Origin of the sequence: Pseudomonas sp. MWU15-20650, from assembly GCF_023242475.1 — a bacterium.
GTDB lineage: Bacteria > Pseudomonadota > Gammaproteobacteria > Pseudomonadales > Pseudomonadaceae > Aquipseudomonas.
In genome coordinates this window covers 47,003-70,000 of record NZ_JALJFG010000012.1, presented here as the reverse complement: position 1 = coordinate 70,000, position 22,998 = coordinate 47,003, and the positions used below count along the sequence as shown (strand labels likewise).

Sequence of the window (22,998 nt, the reverse complement as noted above, 5' to 3'; positions counted from 1 at the left end):
GGGATGCATCATACGTGCCGCTTTCTCGATCACCAAACGGCAAGATGTGGCAGGATCCTACAAGATAGGCCGAAGACTCTTGTTTGGCATTGTTTCAGAAGCCCTCTTTCCCACCAACGACCCCGGGCAATCTGGGAACCGGGATTGCCCGTGATGGCAATCTGACAGCTATCGGCGCACTTCGGACCTCAACCCTGGCGTTCCTGTTCCCTCTCATCGGCCACTTCTACGGCCTTCTGCCCGCGCGTCTTCAGCTCACTCACAATCACCGCCACCACAATCAACGCCGCCCCGACCATGGCAATCGGCGGGAAGCGCTCACCGGCAATCCGCCCGATCACCCCGGCCCACACCGGCTCGCCGGCATAGATCAAGGTGGCCCGCGTGGGCGAAACACTCTGCTGTGCCCAGTTCATGGCCACCTGGATCACCGCGCTGGTCAAGCCCAGGCCCACCGCACTGAACACCAGCAACCACGAGAATCCCGGCAGCGCCTCGCCCATCGGCACCACCATCAGAAATGACAGTAACGACGCCGTGGCCAACTGCACCACCGTCACGCGGCGCACATCGACTTGGCCTGCGTAGGTGCCGATGAGGATGATTTCGGCCGCCACCGCGATCGCACAGATCAGCGTAGCGATCTCGCCGGGGCTGAAGTTCAGGGAGGCACCGGCGGGGCCGGTCAGCAGCATCAGCCCGGTAAACGCCAGCATGATGCCAATGCTCGGCATCAGCCCTGGGCGACGTCCCAGCACCAGCCACTGCAACAGCGGCACGCACGGCACATACAGAGCGGTGATGAACGCCGATTGGCTGCTGGGTATGGTTTGCAGGCCGATGGTCTGCATGCCATAGCCCAACATGATCGACGTGCCGATGAAGGCGCCGGCTTTCAATTCAAACAGGGTCAGGTCACGCAGGGTTTTCAATGAGAAGAAGCCGACCACGATTGCCGCCGCCGCAAACCGCAGGCCCACGAAAAACATCGGCCCGCTGACGGTCATGGCGTGTTGCACCAACAAAAACGTACCGCCCCAAATCATGGTGATCAGCACCAGGATGCATTCGGCTTTGCTGAAACGTTTGATACGTGGGGAGGCATTCGGGGCGGTCATGGCGGCTCGGTCTTGCAAGGGAAAGGCACGGACCGCACAATGCGCCGCACGCTGGGCAGTATACTGCGCACACCCACTGATTGAGCAATATAGTGCACAAAGAAAATCCACAACGGGCTTCGGTCCTCCAGCACGTCAGCCAGAATGTTCGGCGCCTGCGCCATGCCGCCGACCTCAGCCAGACCGCGCTCTCGGAAAAGTCCGGGGTCAGCCGGCGCATGCTGGTGGCCATCGAGGCGGGGGAGAAGAACGTCAGCCTGTCGACCCTCGACCGCGTGGCCGAAGCCTTGGACGTCGCCTTCAGCGACCTGATCCAGGCCCCTGACGCCGGCGATCACAGCCGTATCAACGAGCTGGCCTGGGCCGGTGACATTCCCGGCAGTAAAGCCGTGTTGTTGGCCAAGGCCACCGCGCGGCGTGAAGTCGAGTTGTGGGAGATGCGCCTGGAGCCCGCAGACCGCTACAGCCCGGAACCGGACCCGGACGGCTGGAGCGTGCAGCTGTTTGTGTTCGAGGGCTGCCTGACGCTGATCCTGGATGGCCAGGAAAAACACGTTGCGGCGGGTGAGTTCTATATGTTTGCCAGCCGCCAAGCCCACGGCTATCGCAATGATGGTGACGTGGCGGTGCGCTTCGTGCGCAACGTGGTGATCTAACTGTTCACCCCCGCGACAGTGGAACTACACGTTGCTGGTTCGCAACACGCCTCTGGAAAACAACAACAGGTTTTTAGGGTTCGAAGTTGAGTTTTCCATTTTCAATGTTTAGGCGCTGTACACTGCCATCTCCAAGTGTGGCCGTCCTGGTAAAGATGAAATTTCCCAATGAGCTTTTCATCCAGAGAGCCGTCGACAGGTTTGCCCTCGACAGTGCATGTTCCCGAAATAGCGTTTGACTTGTAACGGGCGGTGTTATTCATCACGCATCTCCTGATAGAGGCGTGAGCGTTAGGTTATTAACCGTGAGGGGCTGTGCCGACTATCAAAAATAACAGGTATAAAAGAATTTGTTTTTATACCAGAAGCACTTGAGGCGCTTGCCGGCGAATGAGCCACTGTTGTTTCAGAGGTGCTTAGTATCATCGCGGCGAGTGGATAGTATTGTGCGGTTTGTTAGAGATATGCTCATCTGGTGATCACTGTTTCGTAGGGCTGTCAACTGTCAGATTTCACAGCTTGTCTCATTTGGCAGAGGGAGTAGGGTTAAGTCTGCCGCTCAATAAAGTCGGCTTATGCCAAGGCGATAGAAGTTGGGTGGTTTTAATCAGCTCATGGAGAGAATGCAGATGGACTCAAAACATTTATCAAGAAAACAGTTATTTCTCGCTCCTGAAATTAAACCGTCTCACGGCACCGTGGTGAAGTATCATGAGGTGACCGGCGGTAAGGGGCGTATTGTTATTCCACACTCTCCAGCGCTTGCGGTGGGGCACACGGTTTACTGGAGCGTGAAGGGCAATGGGCTCGAGTTTTCATCTTTTAAGATTGATAAGGTGGAAGCCCATTATGAGAGAACTTTGAAGTTTGATGTTGTATTCAAAACAGAGGAGGTGGTGGCCAGTTACTTTGTGAAAGACGACGCGGAGATTATTGGTTATTCTCATGAGAGTACCTATACCGTGTTGGAGGAATAATAAGTTCCTGATCTGTTGATCATTGACGCTCAATACTCAGGGCTGCTGCCCTGAGTATTGCGTCCGTGGTGGATGAGTCGAGACAGGCTTGAAGCATCACGAAAGACCCAACTGTTCAGGGTGCAACAGTGTTTGGACAATTTGCTGATTGGTCCCGGGCCAAGAGCGCTATTAAATCATTAGTTGTGTAGATACCTATGCTCATCGGGCGCAAGCCCCCTCCCACATTTTGATCACCATGACTCAGGTAGATATCTATCGGCTTTTTGATCTCAGGCTTCCCGTTGAACCACGCTGGCCGGACGGGCGAGGACCCAATGTGGGAGGGGGCTTGCCCCCGATGAGGGAGTGACAGTCAATGCCTCTGTGACTGAGCCACCGCCATCGGGAGCAAGCCCCCTCCCACATTTTGATCTCCATGACTCAGGTAGATATAAACCTGCACCGGTGTGGGCACGGCCTGCCGAACGGCTCGCTGCTCAACGTGCTTAAGGCGTGTATCGCTTCAGCTTTTTGCTCGCCAAGTAGAACATCAACGTCGCGCTCGCCTATGCGTCCCAGGGTAACGTGCTGGATACTGGGCGGGCGGTCTTGAAGGGCAGCGCCGCCGAGCTGTTGGCGCGGGGCGATTTGCATGACATTTATCTGGGTAAACAGTAAGGGCGAACGTGCATGAGCGAATCCATCCGCAACGCTGATGTCCTGATCATCGGCGGCGGCCTGAGCGGCACGATGCTGGCCGTGCAGCTGTTGCGCCTGCCTGGGCAGCGGCAAATCCTGGTGATCGAACCGCGCGCTGAGCTGGGACGCGGCGAGGCGTACAGCGCCGTCGAGCTGGGCCACACCTTGAACGGTAATGCGGCGCGCATGAGTGTCGACCCGGACAACGCAGATGACCTGACCCAATGGCTCACCGACTACATCGGTGCCGGTGGCTGGCCAGAATCGGACCAACAGCACGTGCCCATCAGCGAACTGTTCCCGCCACGCGGGATTTTTGGTATGTATGCCCAGCAGCGGCTAGCGCAAGCCAAAGCGCGGTCGGCGTCCAGCGTCGAGCATGTGCGTGCCGAAGCGGTCGACCTGCACGTCGAGGGTGCTTCAACGTTGCTGACGCTCGATAACGGCCAACAACTGCGTGGTGCTATTGCGGTATTGGCCACCGGCATGTTCCCGGCGGCGCGTACGCCGCAGACCCAGTCCACGGGTTTGAACGCGGCAGCGGTGGACCCATGGGATGTACAGGCCATGACCCAGCTCGACCCGCTCTCCACGGTGCTGATCATCGGTTCCGGGTTGACCATGGTCGACGCCGTCGTCTCCCTGGAGCAGGCCGGGCATCGCGGGCCCATCGAGGTGTTTTCGCGCCATGGGTTATTGCCCCATGTGCGTCGGCAACCGCCAAGCTGGGTCGACTTCCTCGCCCAAGACCCTAGCGTGCGCAGCCCTCGGCAATTGCTGCGCGAGGTCCGCCGGCAATGCCAGGGCGCGCTTGAGCAAGGCATCGATTGGCAAGCCCCGCTGGACACTGTGCGGGCGCATATTGCGCGGTTATGGAGCCAGGCCAGCGAACGCGAGAAGCGCCAGTTCGTGCGGCATGTGCGGCCCTGGTGGGAGAGCCATCACCACCGTTCACCGCCGTTGAGTGCGCAGTTGGTGGAGCGCTTGCACGGGGAAGGGCGCTTGCGGATTCGTGCGGCATCGTTCAAAGGGCTGGTGCCGTCGGATGAGGGCGTTGCCATCGCCTTGCGCCCTCGCGGCGAGCAAGGGACCACCCACGTGTCGGGGGCGGCGCTGATCAACTCCAGCGGCATTGAATACGACTGGCGCCGCGTGGCCCGGCCGTTGCCACAACAGTTGCTCAGGCGCGGGTTGATCCAGCCCGGGCCGTTGGCGTTGGGCATTGCGGCGGATGCTTCGGGAGCGGTGCTCGATGCTCAAGGACAGGTTAGCCAGCGGCTGTTCGCTATGGGCCCGCCATTGCGTGGGATGTGGTGGGAGAGTACGGCGGTGACGGATGTGGCGCTTCAGGCCAAGACACTGGCAACCAAGCTCACACAGATCTAAGTGGGGGAGGTGAGCAAGCCCTGATCCGCGAAGTGAACGTCAATGCTCAAAGCAACGAAAATCAAATGTGGGAGGGGGCTTGCTCCCGATGAGGGCGTGTCAGTAAATACATTTGTGGCTGATGCACCGCTATCGGGAGCAAGCCCCCTCCCACAGGTTGATCTGCGCTTATCTTGAGGTTTTCACAAAGCCTGGCTTGAGTCCGAATACCTCAACGCCCTGCGGCGTCGATTGCCCGGTGGTGACCTTTACTCGCTCCACCGGTTTATCCATCGCTGGTCGATACTCCACTGTCATATCCGTCCGGATCGCCTGGCTGGGAATCACAATCGCCTGGTCATTGTTGTAAGTCACGATGGTTAGCCGCGCACTCATGCCCAGCCGCACTCGCTGCAGCTGCTGAGGTGTCAGCTTGGGAATCGACAGGGTCACCGGAAACTGCGCGCTGCCCTGGCTGTCGCTGGCGATGGCCAAGCCACTGACCACGCTGACCGAGCCCGTCAGCCGCTCGCCATCGAAACCATCGCCCATGACCTCCACCGCCTGGCCCTGGTGCAATTGGTTGATGTCCAGTTCGGAGACCTTGGCGACGATTTTCAGCCGTTCGATATTGGCCAGCCCGAACAACACTTGGCCCTGGCTGACCTTGCTGCCGGCCTGTACCGGGGCATTGCTGTTGCCACCACTTTGGGCGGCGTTGTTGCTGCCGGGGGCGGGCACCACGATGCCGGAGAACGGTGCCTTGACCTCCTTGCCTTCGAGCAGCTTGTGCAGGGCCTCGTATTTCACCGTGGTATTGGTCAGTTCCATCTCGGCGATCTGCCGGTATTCACCCTTGCCTTGATCCTGCGCCTGCTGAAGCTCACTGCGCGCAGCCATCAGGTCCAGTTGCTGCTGCTGGGTCTGTTGCTTGAGATCGTCCAGCTCGTTGCGCGGGATAATGCCGCGCTTGAACAGGTTTTCGCTCTCGGTAAGTTTGCGTTGGGTGTTGCCGGCGGTCATTTCTGCCGTGCGCAAACTACGCCGGGCGCGGCTGACGGCGGGGCTGCTGTCCCAGTCCTGCATTTCCTGCACAGTACGCCGGGCCTTGAGCTGGGCGGAGAGGGCGTCGCGCAACTGCACTTCGAGGGTGGACGGGTCCATGCGCAACAGCACCTGGCCGGCCTCGACGCGCTGGCCTTGTTCGACCAGGTTGGCCAGCACGTTGCCGTCGAACGGGGCGGTGAGGGTGATGGTGGTGTCGGGCTCGATCTTGCCCACCAGGCCGATCTGGTGCACCAGCGGGTCGGGTTTCACCGCCAGCCATTGCTCGGCTGTACTCGACGGCTCGGCCCCACTGCGCTGGCTGAGCACGCTAACACCGGCGCCGGCCAACAGCACGATCACGCTCACCGCCAGCAGGCGTTTTTTATTAGTAGTCATTGAGGGCGATTTCCCAACTTTCCAGCGTCATGCCCAGGGTCAGATCGAGCTGGGTCTGGGCGTTCAAATAAGCGATCAGCGCGTTGAGCTGCGCATTTTCGGCGTTGCGCAAGTCGGTCTCGAAGCTCAATACCTGGAAGTTGGTGGAGCGCCCGGCACTGAGCTTTTCCCGCTCGATCTCGATTTTGCGCCGGGACAACTCCACCGCACGCTGGGAGATTTCATACTGGCGCCAGCGGGTGCCGAGGTCGCGCACCACATTATTGACGTTGCGCTCCAGCTCCTGGCGGGCATCGGTAATGCGGATCTCCTGGTCCTCGACATTCACCCGCGCGCGCACTTCGGCCTGGCGTGTGCTGATATCGCCGATGGGGATCTGCACCTGCACGCCGGCATAGCTGTTCCAGGTGCGGTTATTGTTGTAGCCGTCATCGTTGTTGGTGGCGGCGCGCACTTGGTTTGCGCCGGCCACCAGGTCCACTTGCCAGCGCCCAGAGTCCTTGGCGATCACCAGGTTGAGGTCGGCCTGCTGGCTGCCGAGCAGGGCGGCGAGGTATTCCGGTTGCTGGTTCTGTGCCAGGTTAAAGGCTTGGCGCTTGTCGATCTCCATGGGCTTGGCTTCCAGGGCTTCGGTGGCGCGAATCGGGGTCGACAAGTCCAGGGCCAGTAGCCGCAACAAGGCCAGGCGGCTGGTGTCCAGTTGGTTCTGCGCTTCTTCCACGCCCAGTTGCTGGGTGGCGATGTCGGCTTCGGTCTGCACGATTTCGAACTCGGCCATGCGCCCGGCGCTGATCAACGCCTTGTTCACGTCCAGCAAAGTGTTGGAGCGTTTGAGGGCTTCCTGGACGATCACCAGTTGTTCCTGGGCGCGCAGCAACTCGCGGTACGTGGCGATGATCTGGCTGATAGTCTGCGCCACGGTGGCCTTGAGGTTCAGCCGGTTGGCCTGCTCAGCCAGGCGCGACAGGCGCAGCGGCGCGGTGGTGGCATCCCAGCCGGCGCCACGCATCAGCGGTTGGATGATGGCCAGGTCCAGGCCATCGCTGCGGTAGCGGCCGGCGCGGTCGGCATTGTTCAACTGCTGGGTCCAGGCCATGCTCAAGCGGGTGCCGTATTCGCCGAGCAGACTGGTGGCCGGCGCCACGTTGGCGTTACGGGTGTTGTCCTGGGAGCCCCGAGTGGTACGGTAGTAGCTGTTGAGCGTGAGCTTGGGGTTGAACACGTCTTCGGCGACGCGCAGGTCGAATTTCTGCGCGACCCGTTGCAGGTAGGCGCTGCGGATTGCCGGGTTGTTGCGCAGGCCCAGGTACACCGCGTCGCCCAGGGTCATGGTGGTGGCCTGGGCATTGAGCGACACGCCGCGATCATAGCCGCTGCGGGTGCTGCTGGGCGCTTGAGGGCGAATCACCACATCGGCGGCCATGCCCGGCAGGCTGACCAGCGCAAGCAGCAGCAACAGGCGCTTATTCATCACGCAGGGCCTCCACCGGTTGCAACCGCGAGGCCGATACTGCCGGGTAAATGCCAAAGAACAAGCCCACCAGCAACGTGCTGCCGACCCCGAGGGGCAACGCGGCAACGGCCAGGGAAAATGCCCAGCCCGACAGCCACGCATACAGCCACGCGGCGGTCATGCCCAGCACCGCGCCGCACAGTGCGCCCACGGCGGTCAGCGTCACCGCTTCGAGCAGGAACAGGTTGCGAATATCGCGCTGGCGCGCGCCCAGGGCCATGCGAATACCGATCTCGCGGCGACGTTCCGATACGTTCATCAGCATGACGTTCATCACCCCGACACCACCGCCCACCAGGGAAATGGCGCCCAGTGCCAGCAACAAATAGGCAAAGGTGCGGCTTTGGCGGGTCATGCCATCGATCATTTGCTGGGGCACCGTGATGTCGACACTGTGGTCGGTCAGTTGGGGCTCCAGCGCGGCAGTCACGTCACGGGCAACGCGTTCCATGTCTTGCCCCGGTGCCGCGCGGATGATCACATTGCCAATCTGTGGGGTGGCGTAGACGCGGCGCATGCCTTCGGCCGGAATGAACAACGATTCGTTGGCCTGCACCGGCATCAGCATGGCCCGGGGCTGGCTCTGCAGGATGCCCACCAACAGGAACAGGTAGTCGTTGATACGCACGCGGTCGCCCAGCTTCAGCGGGTCGCCCGGTGCGCCGAGGGCCTGGGCGAGTTGGTCACCGATCACACCGTAGGTTTCATTGGCGTCGAAAGGCGACAGGAAGCGCCCCTCGCGCACCGCCAGACGCATGGCGGCCTGGATGTCCGGGGTGCTGCCGACAAGGTTGGCGTTGGTGGAACGGCCATGGAAGACGATGGGGCCGCTGAAGAGGCTGAGCGCGCCGATATGGGCAATGCCCGGCACGGCCTGGCGCACGGCGTCGAGGTCGAGTTGGGTGCGCATCGGTACGCGGCTGTTGCCCTTGGGCGGGAACTGGGCGACCAGGGTGTCGGTGCCCATGTCTTTGAAAATCATCGCGGCATCCACCGCGGCGTTGTGGCCGATATTGATCAGCGCCACCACCGACGAACTGCCGATCACAATGCCCAGCAGCGCCAGGATTGAACGTTTGCCCAGCGTGCGCAGGCTGATAAACGCTTCATGCAGCAGCTGGCTGAGGCTCTGTTCGACCCGCAGGCTCATAGGCGCCCGGCCTCGTGCACCACGCCATTGCGCACGAGGATCTTGCGCTCCAGGCGTTCGGCAATATGGGCGTCGTGGGTGACGATGATCAGCGTGACCTGTTGCTCACGGTTAAGGGTCAGCAGCAGGTCCATGATTTCCTGGGCGGTGGTGCTGTCCAGGTTACCGGTGGGTTCGTCGGCGAGGATCACCGAAGGCTCGCCCACCAGGGCGCGGGCAATGGCGACGCGCTGGCGCTGGCCACCGGAGAGGTCGGCGGGGCGGTGATGGGCACGGTCAGCCAAGCCGACTTGCTCGAGCATGCGTTGGGCGTGCTCCACCGATTCATGCCGTGACACACCGCGATAACTCAAGGGCAGTGCGACGTTGTCCAGGGCACTGAGGCGTGGCAGCAGGTTAAAACTCTGGAACACGAAGCCGATCTGCTGGTTGCGGATCGCCGCCAGCTCATCGGGGGTGGCAGTGAAAATATCGTGGCCGGCGAAGCGGTACTGACCGCAGTTGGGCAGATCCAACAGGCCGAGGATATTGAGCAGGGTGCTCTTGCCTGAACCGGAGGCGCCGAGGATGCCGCAGCTGTCACCGCTGGCAATGGACAGGCACACGTCATTGAGAATGGTCAGTTCTTGCCCGGCGAGCTGATAGCGCTTGCCGATGCCTTGCAGGGAAATCAAGCCTGGGTGCGTGGGGGTCTCTGTCATCATGACTACGCCTGCAGTCTCGACGGTGCCGTCATGCCCCCGGAAAATCTTTGTAACAAGTTCGGGAGCTGCCTGTACGCGTCACGGACTGGTTTTATTTCTTGTTTTTAAAATATTGTTTGAATAGTAACCGCGTTCAATCCGCTTCGCCAGCCATGGATGTAGAGCGGTTTTACCCTTTGAAATGATTTGCCGAGGCGCCGGCTCGAACGTGCAAAAAGACCTTCGATTTGCCTCGACAGCCTGTTTATACAGGCTATTAGTAAGAGGGTGGAATGTCAGTACTTGCTTTCAAAGGGCCGCCCCGGTATAAAAAATCAAATTATTTTTTAAAACAATATTTCCCCCCGTGGAACCCTACCCCTTATGGTCGCGAAGAAACTTAGCGCTCCAAACGTTACCAAGACTCGACTGCTGGATGCGACAGAGGCGCTCTTCATCAAGTATGGCTATGACGCAGTATTGCTACGGCAGATTACCGAGCGCGCCCAGGTCAACCTGGCCGCCGTGAACTACCACTTCGGGGACAAGGATTCCCTGATGAAAACCCTGCTGATGCAACGCCTGGAGCCGCTCAACGAGCAGCGCCTGGAATTGCTGGCCCGCTGCGAAGCCGAGTCCGATGGCCCGCTGGATTGCGACACGCTGCTGGGCGTGCTGTTTGCCCCAGCCATGGGTCTGGAGCGCAGCGACCCGGCCAGCGGGGAAGGGCGCTCGTTCATTCGTTTCCTGGGCCGGGTCTACAGCGACACCTCGCCGTTTATCCAGGAATACCTCAAGGTGCATTACCAGCCGGTGTTCCAGCGGTTCTTCGAAGCCTTCGCCCTGGCCTTGCCGGATTTGCCGCGTAATGAGCTGGGGGTACGCCTGCAATTTGCCCTCAAGGCCATTTCCGGGGTCATGGCCGGCACCGAACTGCGCCTGCTGATGAACTCCATGAGCCTGGGCCGACCGGCTACCGATGCCGAGGTGATGGCCAAGCTGATCACGCTGGTGTCGGCGGCGATTCGGGTGCCGCAGCAGAGTGCCGAGGCTGAGACGGCGCTGGCCAAGGTACTGGATACCCAGCGCGCCATTCGCGAACAGGCCACACGCTGAAGCCAATCCCCATTCGGGTGGTTCCTAGGCAAAATCCAGGCAAAAAAAACCCGCTGGGGCGGCGGGTTTGATATGCAACGTTTGTAACGGATGAGGCTTCACACTACGTCTCGGCTTGTGAATAAAATGTGAAAAATATGTAAGAAGACGTATGAATGTGCGGGCATTGTATTAACGGCATTTTTGCTGGATGCACCGCCACTCGTTGGCACCGTCAATTCTCACAGCTAGACGTCTTTGAGCGTTGGACGATTCTTTCAGCGGGCGACACCTTTCGGTTCAAGACGGGCGACTTGGTGCCGGGAGAGAATACGGCCTGCTCGGAGTAGGTCTTTAATCAGAGCAGATGCTGACCATAACGGGGCAGTCAATTTTCTAGCCGTTGGCTGTCCCGTTTTCAATTGATTTTTGTGCCTTCAAATTCTCCAGGCACCGGATGTCTTCGCCAAACGTTGACGCATGCCGTCGATGTTGGTTGCCAACTGCACCGTCAACAACCGATACCCATCCAGCGCACTGTAAACCGGTGCATCCAGTGCAGACTCACTGCCGGTGGCGTGGCCGCTACGCTCCAACCGCTCCGTCACCCCCGACTTCAACGCCCGCGCCATCCCCACCAGTTGCACCCGAATCTGCCGGTGCTCGGCCTTCAACATCACCCGCATGCGCGCCGTGGCCTGCTCGTCGTGCGGGTCCGGCCGGGTATTGCCGAGAATCTCCAGGGTGCTGATGCACAGGCGCAGGTGGCGCTGGATCGCGTCCAGTTCGGTCATGGAGATCCGCACTTCCTTGGACACCGACGGCATCAACGAGCGCAGTTGCAACATTGCTGCATTCAGGCGGTTGAGCAGCTTGAGGTGTTCATCATCGGTCACCGACTGGCCACTGATGATCCGGCTGTAGATCTGCGCGCAATCACGCAGGGCGCTGGCCAGGTTGTAGCGCCACGAGTACACGGCGTACAGCGGCAAGGCAAAGGAAAACGCCAGGGCCAGCACGATGCCGATGAGGATGTCGACAGTGCGCCACAGGCCATCAGAGATCGGATTGTCCCCGTGGCCGGCAACGATAAACACCGTGATCGCCGACAACAGCGCGATGTAACCGCCCTTGCCGATGGCATGGTAGGAAAAGAACCCGCACACCACCGACATCAACAGATAGGTCAACAGCGGCAGGCCGAAGTACGCCTGTTGCACCACCAGCAGCAAACCGACGCTGGCGCCGATCAAGGTGCCATAGGCGCGCTCCACGGCTTTCTTGCCGATATTGCCGTGGTGCTGCAACCCGCCGATCACGATCAGCATGGTCACCGAGGCCCACTCACCGTGGGGCAGGTTGATGCCGGTGGTCAGCAGGATCGTCGCCAGCAAGCCGATGGACACGCGCACGGCGTGGATCAGCTTGGCATGGCGATAGCGCCGGTAGGGGTCGAGCAGGGGGCGCAGCAGGCGCCGGGCAAAGAAGGGCAGGTTCATCAGTCTTAAAGTGGCCTCAGTAAGTAGGGCTGGCTCGGTCTGAATTGTGGGAGCGGGCTTGCTCGCGAAAACGGTATATCAGTTAAAAGTTCGTTGACTGACACTCCGCTTTCGCGAGCAAGCCCGCTCCCACATTTTGTTCGGCGGCGTTCTTAAAAGATGTAGTCGGTAGTCAGGAAACTCGAATCACGGTTGCGCAAGATATCGCTGACCAGCGCCTTGTTGCTCTCTTGGAACTTGGTCGCCACCAAGGTGCGGATCGAGAACACGCGCAACGCGTCATGCACCGACAGCGTGCCTTCGGCCGAGTTCTTGCGCCCGTTGAAGGGGAAAGTATCCGGCCCGCGTTGGCATTGGGCATTGATGTTGATACGGCCGACCTGGTTGGCGAAGGTATCCACCAGGCGCCCGACCTCGACGGGGTTGGTACCGAAAAGGCTCAACTGCTGGCCGAAATCCGAGTCCAGCACGTAATCGATCACGGTCTCCAGGTCGCGGTAGGGCACGATCGGCACCACCGGGCCGAACTGCTCTTCGTGATACACACGCATCTGCGGGTTCACCGGGTACAGCACCGCCGGATAGAAGAACGAACCGCGGCGGGTGCCGCCATCGGAATTCACCACCTTGGCGCCGTGCCGTGCGGCATCGGCCACCAATTCGTTGAGGTAGTCCACCTTGCCCACTTCCGGCAGCGGCGTCAGCGCCACGCCGTCTTCCCAGGGCATACCGGGCTTGAGCGTCGCCAGCTTGGCGTTGAATTTCTCGATAAAGCGTTCGACCACATCCTCATGTACAAACAGGATTTTCAACGCGGTGCAGCGCTGGCCATTGAACGACAGCGAACCGGTGACGGCTTCGCTCACCGCATTGTCCAGGTCCACTTCGGGCAGCACGATCCCCGGGTTCTTTGCATCCAGCCCCAGCGCCGCGCGCAAACGGTGCGGCTTGGGGTGCAGTTTTTTCAAGTCACTGGCGGCCTTGTTGGTGCCGATGAACGCAAAGATATCGATCTTGCCGCTGGCCATCAGCGCGCTCACGGTTTCGCGGCCGCTGCCGTAGATCACGTTGATCACCCCAGCCGGGAAGCTGTCGCGGAACGCCTCCAGCAAAGGGCGGATCAACAGCACGCCGAGCTTGGCCGGCTTGAACACCACGGTGTTGCCCATGATCAACGCCGGGATCAGTGTGGTGAAGGTCTCGTTCAGCGGGTAGTTGTAAGGGCCCATGCACAGTGCCACGCCCAGGGGGACGCGGCGGATTTGCCCGAGGGTGTCCTGCTCCAGCTCGAAGCGGCTGCTGCGGCGGTCGAGTTCTTTAAGGGCATTGATGGTGTCGGTGATGTAGTCGCAGGTCCGGTCGAATTCTTTCTGCGAATCCTTGAGGTTCTTACCGATTTCCCACATCAGCAGCTTGACCACGGCATCACGTTGCTCGCGCATGCGCCGCAAGAACGCTTCCACATGCTGGATGCGTTCGGCCACGCGCATCGTCGGCCATTCACCCTGGCCACGGTCATAGGCGCGCACGGCAGCGTCGAGGGCGGTAAGGGCGGTGTCGGCATCCAGCAGCGGCGTGCTGCCGATATGCACGCGCTCATCGCCCAGTTGCACCGGGCTTTGGACCCGGGCGAGCGGGCCGTTCCACACCTGCAACTGGCCATCGACCAGGTAATCACGCTGTTCAATGGGCGCCGCCAGGCGAAATTGTTCAGGAATCTGGGCGACGCAAGTGGGAAACAGCTGGGCGAGCAGGTTGCTGGTGGTCATGTCGCTACCCCTGGAATAGTTGCAAAACATGACTAGAGAGTCACCCAACTAGCGGCTCCAAGGCAAGGCTTGCGCGCATTCTTGTTCGCAGCGTCGCGTGTGCCGGGTAAACTGCGTGGCTTTCTGGAAGGAGTTCACATGAGTCAGTACCAGCCGGGCATTCTTGCCGCACCGGTGCCTTTGCAGGCACGCCATTTGTTTTTTGCCATTGATTCCCTGCAAGCCGTGCCGGCTGCGCTGGACGCGCTGGTGCAGTTGACGGACTCGGCGGCAGTGGTCGGTTTTGGCGAACCGCTGGTAAAGGCATTGGGTGCTGAGGTTGAAGGGCTGCGCACTTTCCCCGCCGTCAGCGGCCCAGGCGCGCACAACCCGTCCACCCAGCAGGCGCTGTGGGTCTGGTTGCACGGCATAGACCGCGGTGAGTTACTGCTGCGCAGCCGCGCGGTTGAAAAAGCCCTGGCTCCAGCTTTTCGCCTGGTGCAATCGACCGAAGGCTTCCGCTACAAGAGCGGTTTTGACCTGACCGACTACGAAGACGGCACCGAAAACCCTCACGACGATGCCGCGGTAGACGCCGCCTTGACCGACAGCGGTGCCAGCTTCGCCGCAATCCAGCAATGGCAGCACGATCTCGACGGTTTCGCCGCGTTGCCTGCCCAGGAGCGCGATCACATCATTGGCCGCCGCCACGGCGACAATGAAGAACTCGACGACGCCCCCGAGTCTGCCCATACCAAGCGCACCGCCCAGGAAAGCTTCACCCCGGAAGCCTTCGTGGTACGCCGCTCGATGCCGTGGGCCGAGAACGGCCAGGCGGGGCTGATGTTCCTCGCATTTGGCCATTCCTTCGATGCATTTGAAGCGCAACTGCGCAGGATGAGCGGGCTGGAAGACGGAATTGTCGATGGCCTGTACCGCATCAGCACACCGCTGACTGGGGGTTACTACTGGTGCCCGCCGGTCAAGGACGGGCGCCTGGACGTGAGCTCGGTTTTTAAGGCTTCACCCTTCTGAAACGGACTGGGCTTGTTCTACCGGTGGGTAGGTGAGGGGCGTGACGACGGACCGGCATTGATGGCGGTTGATGTTCTGCGCGCCGCTTGCGGTATCGTCGATCAGGGTTACAGGTGTATGACCGCGGATGGGGACGCCGGCGGAAGAAGGGGCAGAACCGGCGCAGGCTGGACGGCTGTGCCGACGACTGCCGGTGCCTTCTCCTGGGGTAGGTCGGCTGCCTGCAATGGCGGCTCCACTGGCGCGGCCTTGTTGGCCGCTGGTTTTTCCGGCGTGCGTAAATGGGCAGGCACTTCGTTTTGTAACGTCGCCCAGGTTGGCTTCAGTGACGTAGCCGGTGCGGTGGGCGGTGCCACGGTTTTTTGTGAGGCTGTCGGCAATTGGGGTTTGTTCGCTGCCGTTTCAGGCGCATCCGGTTTCTTTTCCGAGGGTTTGTCAGGCGCTGACTTACTGCCTTCGATGGCTTCTATCGCTTTGGTTGTACCGTAGATCGCCCCAGCGCTCACTACCCCCAGGGCCGCGGCCTTGGCGACGGGCACGGCGGCGGCTAGCGCAGCTCCCATGGCAGCAAAAATAGGAAACATAGGCGGGTCCTTTCATGTCGAGTGACCGGGGATTAGGCGTGTTTTTTCTTACGTGTCCATCGCGTCTATTTCAGTTCCGTGCGGTCAGGGTATTTTGGCTGTGTGCGAGATTACGGCGTGCGCACGTCGTGAAATGGACCGCCCTATCACCCAAGGTTTTCCCGGCTTCCTGCACGACCACGCGTGCGTGATGGCGGTGAGCCAGGCGGGTGTGGCTGGGCCGATGCTTAGCCGATCAGCTTCACGTTGCCACTGCGCAGTTTGTAGACCCCGCCGACAATCTGCAGTTTTCCTGCCGAGACGGCATCAGCCAACAGGCTTGATTCGGCCTTGAGCCGCATCACGGTGTCGGTGACATTTTGTGCAATGGCGTTCTCGAGCAGGTCGCCGGGCGCTTTCAAGACTTTGTTCACCGAAGGTTTGAAGGTGTCGGCCAGGCCCTGGATCTTGCCGGGGAACCGGGCGTTGTCCTTGACGGCCTTGACCCCCGCCGCGATGGCGCCGCAGCTGTCGTGCCCCAAGACCAGAATCAGCGGCGTGCCCAGTACGGCCACGGCGTATTCGAGGCTGGCGAGCCCTTCATCGGTAACGAAATTGCCGGCCACCCGCACCGCAAAGAGATCACCGAGGGCGGTGTCGAAGGCATACTCCGGGGCGATCCTCGAGTCGGCGCAGCTCAGTATCGCAACGAATGGGTTCTGCCCACCGGCCAATAACTCGCGTTCGCTCATAAAGTCATGGCGCTTGGTCACACCTTCGGCATAGCGCTGGTTGCCCGCCATCAACCGCGTCAGCGCCTGTTGCGGGTTGAGGTCGTTGGCGGGTTTGGGCGACGGCATCGCGTGCGCGAGGGAGGGCAGCGTGCCGGCCAGCATCGTTGCGCCGGCACTGATGGCGGCCAGGCGCAGGAAACTTCGACGTTCGTTGATGTGGGAGGGGCGGTCGCACATTGGCAAAGGTTCTCTGGCTGGTTGAGAGAGGAAAGTGCCAAGGGTGCTAATGATGGGCTGGAAAATATGTAAGCGGTTTCCGGTTTTCCTGGACGGAGCACGGGGCTGGCAACATGAAAATTCTGACAGCCGGGCAATCGGCCGCTGAAAAAAAACGCGGCTGCCCGTAATCTAGAAGCCTTTGTCACCTGCGCGGATTGTTCATGTCTTCTGTTGCCGATGGGTTGCCCCTCAATAAACGCCTGCCGGCCGTGATCGCCCTGTCGTTGGGGATCGGCATGGCGACGCTGGATACAGCGATCGTCAACACCGCACTGCCCACGCTGGCCGAAGGCATTGGTACCGATTCGGCCTCGGTGATCTGGGTGGTCAACGCCTATCAGTTGGCCATCATCGCCACGGTGCTGCCGTTTGCTTCGCTGAGCGATGTGCTGGGGCACCGTCGGGTGTACCTCGGCGGTTTGCTGTTGTTCATCCTCTCATCGCTGTTTTGCGGGCTGGCCGGTTCACTGCTGACCCTGACCGCCGCACGCGTGGCGCAGGGCCTGGGGGCGGCGGCAGTGATGAGCGTTAACACCGCGTTGCTGCGGCATATCTATCCCTCCAAAATGCTTGGGCGCGGGCTTGGGTATAACTCCCTGGTGGTGGGGCTGGCGTTCACCCTCGGGCCCACTGCTGCGTCGGCGATCCTGTCGGTGGCGACTTGGCACTGGCTGTACTTGATCAACGTGCCGCTGGGCTTGTTGGCCCTGGGCCTGGGTGTGCGCTCGTTACCGAGGCTGCCGATCACCGGCCACGCCTTCGACCGCCTGGCGGCGCTGCTTTGTGCGGGGCTGTTTGCTGCGTTGGTGCTGGGGTTGGGCGCGGCCGTGCATGGCGCGCAAGGCATGTTGACCCTGGGGCTGGTGGTGGTAGCGCTGGTGTGCGGTGCTTTGTTGTTGCGGCGCGAGACCGGGCACCCCGCGCCAATGTTGGCGGTGGATCTGTTCAAGCTTCCGGTGTTTGCCTTGTCTTCGCTCACCGCGATTTGTGCTTTCAGCGCCCAGGGCCTGGCGTTTGTGTCGTTGCCGTTTCTGTTACAGGCGGTGCTGGGCCATAGCCAGGTGGAAACCGGTTTTCTGATGACACCCTGGCCGGCGGTGGTGGCGGTCATGGCGCTGGTGGCGGGGCGCCTGGCCGACCGTGTGTCCCTGGGCCTGTTGTGTGGCATCGGCTTGCTGCTGCTCAGCGTGGGCATGGCCGCGCTGGCGACCCTGGGCAGTGGTGCATCGGCCTTTGATATCGGCTGGCGCATGGCGTTGTGTGGCGCCGGTTTTGGGTTCTTCCAATCCCCCAACCTCAAGGCGTTGATGACCAGCGCCCCGCTTGCGCGCAGCGGCGGGGCCAGCGGCATCGTGGCGATTTCGCGGTTGCTGGGGCAGACGTTGGGGGCGTCGTTGGTGGCTTTTTGTTTCCACCTGTCGTTGGGCGATGGTCCGCAATACGCGTTGTGGCTCGGTTGTGTGTTTGCCCTGGTGGGTGCCGTGGCCAGCGCTTTGCGTTTGTTGCCCTATAGCAAAAAGGCGTAAAAAAGAGGCGTCGTGAAACACCGCTGTTGGCTCAAGCGTTTTTGAAACCCGCCAGCCAAGCTGGATCAAGCCGGGTTTGTTCGGTGTCGATGCCCAGCGCCTGCATTTTCGCCTTGTGCGTCTCGATCTCGCCTACCAGTTGCGCCTGTGCGCTGGAATTGGCGTCCAGTTCATGCATTTGCGTCAGCCCCAGGTGATAGAAGCGCAACACCTTGATCGCCGTCGGGTCGTTGGCCTGCACCCGCTCGGTGACCGTGTGCATCACGTTGGTCACGCTCATCAGGCTGCGCTTGAGCTGCCAGCCATACACCGCCGGCGCAAGCCACGGCTGGGTCCAGAACGGGCCACGCACCAGCGCAACGGTGATCAAGACCCCGGCCAATACGCCACCGACATTGAAGCGAAAATTGTCACCGCCGGGCTCACCGAACAGCATCACCGCCAGGCTCGACAGCAGCATGGCCAGGGCGATGAACAACACGGCGACGATCAGCGTGCTGCGGCGGGTTTGTTGGCGGTAGGTCGCGGGGTCGCAGGGTTTGAGCTCGAACATCCAGGGCAGGTCTCAGGCGAAAGCGGTGGGGCATCTTCGCACGCTTTGCGCAATCAAGTTGAACGATGGTTGCGCAGGCTTTCTCTAACGCTCTGTAGGCCACCAACTGCTGTGAGGTGAACCATCATGTCCGAATACACACAACCGCCGCCTGGAACGCCAGACCCTGACCGCACACCCGGGGAGGAGGAGCGCGACAACGACGCGTTGCGCCCCAATGACCCGGCGCAGCGTCAGGACGACGATGATGTGGCGCAAGTCGAGCAAGAGCTTGAAAACCTTCATGACAAGGCCCGCCCGCTTTAAATAAGGAGGTCGCCGTGAGCCATCCCCCCAAAGGCCCGCGTTCCAACGAACATTCCAGCGGCAAGGATGAACTGGGCTTCGACCCGGATTCGCCCGACGTCAGCGACCCGCAGGTCGACCCCATCGGCCCAGCGATCGCACCGCTGGACAAGAAAAAACAGCCGCAAAAAAAGCCGCCCTACGATCCGTTGGGCGACTTGAAGAGGTGAACCAAGCCCCGCTGTTTTGCGGGGCTTGTGTTTATTTGGGCGGGAGCCAAGTGACATCGGTAATGCCGAACTTCTCCGCCCATGGCCGGGTGGTTTTTTTGACCTGCTCGTGACCTACGCGCCCAATACGGCTGACATGGGCGATGTCGGCGTCGACCGCTGCCCAGTGCCACGCTTCGGCGTTGTTCATCACCTCGGCGCGCACCACAAAGGACTTCGGTTGACCGTGCAGTTGGTAGTGGATGGTGTAGATTTTTGCGGTACTCATGTTGCCTCCCTGTCTTGTTATAAATGGATAGGTTGGCGTTCAAAAAGGTTCATTCAAAATGACAACTCACTCGCTGGCGCGGCATAGTGATGCCCTCACCATGCGCTAAAGGATCGCGCCATGTCCCAGCTCACCCATAGCCGCCTATATCTGCAACGCCTGGGCTACGACTCGCCACCGCCGCCTACCCTGCAAACCCTGCGGGATTTACAGCTGCGCCATGTGTGCACCTTCGCCTTTGAAAGCCTGTCGACCCTGTTGCGCGCGCCGGTGCCCATCGACTTGCCGAGCATTGAGCAAAAAGTGCTGCTGGACGGGCGCGGGGGTTATTGCTTCGAGCTGAACCATCTGTTCCTGGCGCTGTTGCAGGAACTGGGGTTCGACGCACGCGGCCTCATGGGCTGGGTGGTGATGGGCGGGCCACCTGAGGCGCGTACCGGCCGTACCCATCGCCTGAGCCTGGTCACATTGGATGGCGTGCGCTATATCAGCGACGTCGGCTTCGGCGGCATGGTGCCGAGCAGCCCTTTGCGGTTGGAGACGCAGGAGCCCCAGGCCACCGCCCACGAACCCTATCGCCTGACCTTCAATGGCACCGACTACACCCTGTGGGCCCAGGTGAATGGGGAGTGGCGTGGTCTGTATGTGTTCGACCTGCTGGTGCAGGCAGACGTCGACTACGTCATCGGCAACTGGTATGTCTCCACGTACCCGACCTCCGTCTTCGTGGGGCAGTTGAAGGTCGCGCGGTTGGCGCCGGGCAAACGCCATACGCTGCAAAACGCCAATTATGCGACTCACTATCTGGATCGACCGAGTGAAAAGCGCACGATCGAGAGTGGCGATGAACTGCTCACTTTATTGCGCGACACGTTCGGCATCCGCCTGCCGGCACATCCGCAACTTCGCGAGGCATTGGACGGCCTGGTGCAGGCTGATTCACAAGAACGTTGAGATAGAGCCTTCGCTGAACCGTTTTTTCTCCAGATCGGGGCAAATTAATTCGAACCTTTCGCGCCGGCCAAGGTTCGAACCGATTCCTGAATATTTTGCCCACCTGAAAATGGAGATGTGAAACGATGTCCAAACTATTCGGAAAATTCCTCAAGAGTGCCTCGCTGCTGGCCCTGGCCACCGCGCCTGCCGTGGTGTTCGCCGCACCGTCCACGGGGCCGATTTCCACCTTCGGTCTCTTGGGCAGCTACAACGACTTCAAACTGGAAGGCGGCAGTGCAAGTGACAAGGACCACATGCCTGAAGCGGGCCTGTTCTACAACTTCGGCAACAAGCTCACCGCTGAGTCCGGTTTTATCTACCAAGCCGGTGTCGAAGCCAAGTTCGGCGAAAAAAGCGACAACAAGCTCAAGGAAGGCCAGGCCGACCTGGACCTTGGCTGGCGTGCTGCGCTGGATGCGCGCAACTTCGTCGATGTGATTGTCGGCGGTGGCTACAGCTGGACCCGCTACGAGCCGGACACGAACGATTACGACGTCAAGCTCACCAACAAGAAGTCGCCGTTCGCCAAGGCGGCCCTGGGTTACAACCACCAGTTCGATGACATGACCCTGCGCGTCGAAGCTGGCGCCCGCCGCACCATCGACGGTCGCGCCAAGCTCAAGGTCGATGGCCTGGGCAGCGACACCGTGGACCTCAAGGACCGCACCAACCCATACGCCGAAGTCAGCCTGTTGATGAACCAGAAGGGCGACCTGCCGGTGATGGCGGGCCTGTACTACACCCGTACCGAGTACAAGCTCGACGGCGACTCCTATGTGGCCGACAACACCAAGCTCAAGCGTGATGAGTATGGTTTCAAGGTCGGTATCGCGTTCTAAGATCCATGCCTTTAGTACCCGCCAGCGACGGGTGAGCACTGTCTGTGGCGAGCTAGCTTGCTCCCGTTGGGGCGCGAAGCGGCCTTGCGCTTTGCCGCAGTCCAGCCGGAGCACGCTCCCTCGCCACTGTTTACGTGTCGCCTGTTTTATCTCTGACTCACTGCAGTTAGAGGCTTTGGCACAAAAAACTTGAAAGGGCTGTCTCTAAGGTTCTGCTGCACACTGACTGGCCTGCTTAAACACAAAACGGCGCCTAAGGCGCCGTTTTGTGTACTTGCATCCCGCTAGGCGATCAAACGCCCAACACCGCGTGCTGCACCAGGGTGAGCAACGGTTGTGGGTACACGCCCAGGAAGAAGGCGAGCAGGGCAATGGCCAGCAGCATGACGCCACCGGCTTTCTGTTCCCAGTGCAGCTCGGCGTCCACACGGCGCAGGTTTGGCTCGATCAGGTACAGGGTGACCATCACGCGCAGGTAGTAGAACACGCCGATGGCGCTACCCAGTACCAGGGACGCAACGAGCCACCATTCGTGGGCTTCGACACCGGTCGCGACGATGTAGAACTTGCCGATAAAGCCCGCGGTCAGCGGAATACCGGCCAGGGACAGCATCATCACGGTGAGCACGGCGGTCAGGTACGGACGGCGCCAGAACAGGCCGCGGTATTCGTACAGGGCGTCGGCGTCACGGCCTTTGTAAGGCGAGGACATCAAGGTAATCACGCCGAACGCGCCGAGGCTGGTGATCACGTAGGTGACCAGGTACACGCCAATGGCTTCGACAGCCAGCCCTTTGCTCGCCACCAGGGCGATCAGCAGGTAGCCGAAGTGAGCGATGGACGAGTAACCCAGCAAACGCTTGAGGTTGTTCTGGGTCAGCGCCAGCAGGTTACCGAACAGGATCGACGCAATGGCGATCACGGTCAGCACGTTGCTCAGCACGCCGGTGTTGGCCGCAGGCGAGATCTGGAACAGGCGCACCATCACGGCAAACACGGCAACCTTCGACGCTGTGGCCAGGAACGCGGCCACCGGCGCCGGGGCGCCTTCGTACACGTCCGGGGTCCACAAGTGGAACGGCACCAACGACAGCTTGAACGCCAGGCCGATCAGCATCATGGCCAGGCCCAGTTGGGCAATCGGCGCAGGGCTGTTGGTAGCGGCCAGGGCGTGGCCGATACCGGTGAAGCTCAGGCTGCCGGCTTCGGCGTAGAGCAGGGCCATACCGAACAACAGGAACGCGGAACCGGCCGCCGACAGCACCATGTACTTGATGCCGGCTTCCAGGGAGCGCTTGTTGAAGAAGGCGTAGGCCACCAGACCGTAAGTCGGGATCGACAGCAGTTCCAGGCCGATGAACAAGCCGGCCAGGTGCTGAGCGCTGACCAGCACGATGCCACCGGCCGCAGCCAGCAGAATCAGCAGGTACAACTCTTCCTTGTTGCCTGGGTAGCCAGTGCCGCCTTCGCCGAGGTAGGCGTGGGCGAGGGTGACGCAGGCCAGGGTGGCAACGAGGATCAACGCGATATACAGCAGCGCGAAGTCATCGACCATCATCAGCGGTGTGACCGCCAATGGCGCGACCTTGAGGGCCGGGATGATCGACAGCAAGGCCAGGTTCAGCCCGGCGCAGGACAGCAGGAACGTTTGCGAGTGATTGCGGCGCCAGGCGATCGCCAGCATCACCACCACGATGGTGAGGCTGGTGATCAGCAGCGGCGCAAGCGCGATAAAGTGTTGGATCGTGAATTCCATAGCGCT

General features: G+C 60.8%; 22 protein-coding genes and 1 pseudogene. 11 read left to right on the top strand and 12 right to left on the bottom strand.

Annotated features, from left to right (window positions below; all coding sequences use genetic code 11):
• Positions 1–188: 188 nt before the first annotated feature.
• A complete protein-coding gene (locus tag M5B43_RS12450) occupies positions 189–1,118 on the bottom strand; it encodes a DMT family transporter (protein WP_248750390.1) in 930 nt (309 codons plus the stop codon).
• A 92-nt stretch (positions 1,119–1,210) separates the two neighbouring features.
• On the opposite strand from M5B43_RS12450, the gene M5B43_RS12445 reads away from it, so the two are divergent.
• From M5B43_RS12445 to M5B43_RS12430, 4 genes and pseudogenes are all read left to right on the top strand, one after another.
• A complete protein-coding gene (locus tag M5B43_RS12445) occupies positions 1,211–1,774 on the top strand; it encodes an XRE family transcriptional regulator (protein ID WP_248750389.1) in 564 nt (187 codons plus the stop codon).
• A gap of 629 nt (positions 1,775–2,403) precedes the next feature.
• The gene (locus M5B43_RS12440) at positions 2,404–2,751 is read left to right on the top strand and encodes a hypothetical protein (protein ID WP_248750388.1); all 348 of its coding nucleotides are present in this window, start codon (positions 2,404–2,406) and stop codon (positions 2,749–2,751) included.
• A 501-nt stretch (positions 2,752–3,252) separates the two neighbouring features.
• A pseudogene (locus M5B43_RS12435) lies at positions 3,253–3,411 on the top strand (ABC transporter ATP-binding protein); the annotation flags it as partial.
• A gap of 12 nt (positions 3,412–3,423) precedes the next feature.
• Complete coding sequence (locus tag M5B43_RS12430; protein WP_248750387.1) at positions 3,424–4,818, top strand: FAD/NAD(P)-binding protein; 1,395 nt, start codon at positions 3,424–3,426, stop codon at positions 4,816–4,818.
• Between the two features lie 168 nt (positions 4,819–4,986).
• Here the strand turns inward: M5B43_RS12430 and M5B43_RS12425 are convergent, their stop codons facing one another.
• From M5B43_RS12425 to M5B43_RS12410, 4 genes are read right to left on the bottom strand one after another with little or no spacing between them, the layout of a single operon-like run.
• Positions 4,987–6,240 (bottom strand): HlyD family efflux transporter periplasmic adaptor subunit, encoded by a 1,254-nt coding sequence (locus M5B43_RS12425; protein ID WP_248750386.1) that lies wholly within the window; start codon positions 6,238–6,240, stop codon positions 4,987–4,989.
• A complete protein-coding gene (locus M5B43_RS12420) occupies positions 6,230–7,711 on the bottom strand; it encodes a TolC family protein (protein ID WP_248750385.1) in 1,482 nt (493 codons plus the stop codon). Before M5B43_RS12420 ends, M5B43_RS12425 begins: the two co-directional genes overlap by 11 nt.
• A complete protein-coding gene (locus M5B43_RS12415; protein WP_248750384.1) occupies positions 7,704–8,903 on the bottom strand; it encodes an ABC transporter permease in 1,200 nt (399 codons plus the stop codon). Before M5B43_RS12415 ends, M5B43_RS12420 begins: the two co-directional genes overlap by 8 nt.
• Positions 8,900–9,607, bottom strand: a complete 708-nt coding sequence (locus tag M5B43_RS12410) for an ABC transporter ATP-binding protein (RefSeq protein ID WP_248750383.1) — start codon at positions 9,605–9,607, stop codon at positions 8,900–8,902. The genes M5B43_RS12415 and M5B43_RS12410 overlap by 4 nt, the downstream gene beginning before the upstream one ends.
• Before the next feature lie 363 nt (positions 9,608–9,970).
• Between M5B43_RS12410 and M5B43_RS12405 the strand changes: the two genes are divergently transcribed.
• Positions 9,971–10,702, top strand: coding sequence for a TetR/AcrR family transcriptional regulator (locus M5B43_RS12405; protein WP_014718925.1), 732 nt, complete (start codon positions 9,971–9,973; stop codon positions 10,700–10,702).
• Positions 10,703–11,118: 416 nt separating this feature from the next.
• Here M5B43_RS12405 and M5B43_RS12400 read toward each other — a convergent pair whose 3' ends face one another.
• On the bottom strand, positions 11,119–12,180 hold the full coding sequence (locus tag M5B43_RS12400) for an FUSC family protein (RefSeq protein WP_248750382.1): 1,062 nt from the start codon (positions 12,178–12,180) through the stop codon (positions 11,119–11,121).
• A 152-nt stretch (positions 12,181–12,332) separates the two neighbouring features.
• On the bottom strand, positions 12,333–13,949 hold the full coding sequence (locus tag M5B43_RS12395; RefSeq protein ID WP_248750381.1) for an NADP-dependent glyceraldehyde-3-phosphate dehydrogenase: 1,617 nt from the start codon (positions 13,947–13,949) through the stop codon (positions 12,333–12,335).
• A gap of 138 nt (positions 13,950–14,087) precedes the next feature.
• On the opposite strand from M5B43_RS12395, the gene M5B43_RS12390 reads away from it, so the two are divergent.
• Entirely contained in the window at positions 14,088–14,963 is an 876-nt protein-coding gene (locus tag M5B43_RS12390; RefSeq protein WP_248750380.1) for a Dyp-type peroxidase, read from the top strand.
• Between the two features lie 107 nt (positions 14,964–15,070).
• On the opposite strand, the gene M5B43_RS12385 is transcribed toward M5B43_RS12390, so the two are convergent.
• Both M5B43_RS12385 and M5B43_RS12380 read right to left on the bottom strand, forming a co-directional pair.
• Positions 15,071–15,547 carry a hypothetical protein gene (locus tag M5B43_RS12385; protein WP_248750379.1) on the bottom strand — a complete coding sequence of 159 codons (477 nt, stop codon included), beginning with the start codon at positions 15,545–15,547 and terminating at the stop codon, positions 15,071–15,073.
• A 227-nt stretch (positions 15,548–15,774) separates the two neighbouring features.
• Positions 15,775–16,497, bottom strand: coding sequence for a carbonic anhydrase (locus tag M5B43_RS12380; RefSeq protein ID WP_248750378.1), 723 nt, complete (start codon positions 16,495–16,497; stop codon positions 15,775–15,777).
• 203 nt (positions 16,498–16,700) lie between these two features.
• Between M5B43_RS12380 and M5B43_RS12375 the strand changes: the two genes are divergently transcribed.
• Positions 16,701–18,065: an MFS transporter gene (locus tag M5B43_RS12375; protein ID WP_248750377.1), complete on the top strand. Its 1,365-nt coding sequence runs from the start codon at positions 16,701–16,703 to the stop codon at positions 18,063–18,065.
• Positions 18,066–18,096: 31 nt separating this feature from the next.
• On the opposite strand, the gene M5B43_RS12370 is transcribed toward M5B43_RS12375, so the two are convergent.
• Positions 18,097–18,618, bottom strand: coding sequence for a DUF3087 domain-containing protein (locus M5B43_RS12370; protein ID WP_248750376.1), 522 nt, complete (start codon positions 18,616–18,618; stop codon positions 18,097–18,099).
• Between the two features lie 126 nt (positions 18,619–18,744).
• Between M5B43_RS12370 and M5B43_RS12365 the strand changes: the two genes are divergently transcribed.
• Positions 18,745–18,924: a hypothetical protein gene (locus M5B43_RS12365; RefSeq protein WP_248750375.1), complete on the top strand. Its 180-nt coding sequence runs from the start codon at positions 18,745–18,747 to the stop codon at positions 18,922–18,924.
• A gap of 14 nt (positions 18,925–18,938) precedes the next feature.
• On the top strand, positions 18,939–19,133 hold the full coding sequence (locus tag M5B43_RS12360) for a DUF6021 family protein (protein WP_248750374.1): 195 nt from the start codon (positions 18,939–18,941) through the stop codon (positions 19,131–19,133).
• 31 nt (positions 19,134–19,164) lie between these two features.
• Here the strand turns inward: M5B43_RS12360 and M5B43_RS12355 are convergent, their stop codons facing one another.
• The gene (locus M5B43_RS12355) at positions 19,165–19,401 is read right to left on the bottom strand and encodes a DUF6555 family protein (protein WP_248750373.1); all 237 of its coding nucleotides are present in this window, start codon (positions 19,399–19,401) and stop codon (positions 19,165–19,167) included.
• Positions 19,402–19,521: 120 nt separating this feature from the next.
• Here M5B43_RS12355 and M5B43_RS12350 point away from each other — a divergent pair, with 120 nt between their 5' ends.
• Both M5B43_RS12350 and M5B43_RS12345 read left to right on the top strand, forming a co-directional pair.
• Positions 19,522–20,355 carry an arylamine N-acetyltransferase gene (locus M5B43_RS12350; protein WP_248750372.1) on the top strand — a complete coding sequence of 278 codons (834 nt, stop codon included), beginning with the start codon at positions 19,522–19,524 and terminating at the stop codon, positions 20,353–20,355.
• A gap of 125 nt (positions 20,356–20,480) precedes the next feature.
• Complete coding sequence (locus tag M5B43_RS12345) at positions 20,481–21,236, top strand: outer membrane beta-barrel protein (RefSeq protein ID WP_248750371.1); 756 nt, start codon at positions 20,481–20,483, stop codon at positions 21,234–21,236.
• A gap of 292 nt (positions 21,237–21,528) precedes the next feature.
• Here the strand turns inward: M5B43_RS12345 and nuoN are convergent, their stop codons facing one another.
• Positions 21,529–22,992 carry an NADH-quinone oxidoreductase subunit NuoN gene (gene nuoN, locus M5B43_RS12340; protein WP_003192122.1) on the bottom strand — a complete coding sequence of 488 codons (1,464 nt, stop codon included), beginning with the start codon at positions 22,990–22,992 and terminating at the stop codon, positions 21,529–21,531.
• Positions 22,993–22,998 lie beyond the last annotated feature (6 nt).